The sequence below is a fragment of the Aquitalea sp. S1-19 genome, assembly GCF_024343515.1.
The window spans coordinates 1-436 of sequence record NZ_RJTZ01000362.1; the positions used below are offsets into that span (position 1 = coordinate 1).

The following is a 436-nucleotide window of genomic DNA, read 5'->3' on the forward strand; positions in this document are numbered from 1 at the left end:
ATCGGTATCCCAGCCCATCGCGTACTTGCCCTTTTCCTGTGCGGTCTGCACCACGGCCGGCGAGTCGGTGTTCTGAGCCAGTACATCGGCACCCTGCGCGATCAGGGTTTCGGCGGCCTGACGCTCTTTGGCCGGGTCATACCAGCTAGTCACCCACACCACCTTGGTCTTGATCTTGGGGTTCACGCTTTGTGCGCCCAGAGTGTAGGCATTGATGTTGCGGATCACTTCCGGAATCGGGAAGGAGCCGACAAAGCCCAGGGTGTCGCTCTTGGTCATGCCGCCGGCGATCACGCCCAGCATGTAAGCGCCTTCATAGGTCTTGGGGTTGTAGATGGCGACGTTTTTGGCTGTCTTGTAACCGGTGGCGTGGGCAAACTTCACATTGGGGAAGGCCTGCGCCACTTTTTGCGTCTGGTTCATATAACCGAACGAG

General features: G+C 58.5%; 1 protein-coding gene. It reads right to left on the bottom strand.

Annotated elements, in window-relative coordinates:
* Positions 1-436: BMP family ABC transporter substrate-binding protein (locus tag EGI20_RS19060; RefSeq protein WP_498633275.1), on the bottom strand; the 436-nt coding region annotated here is incomplete at both ends.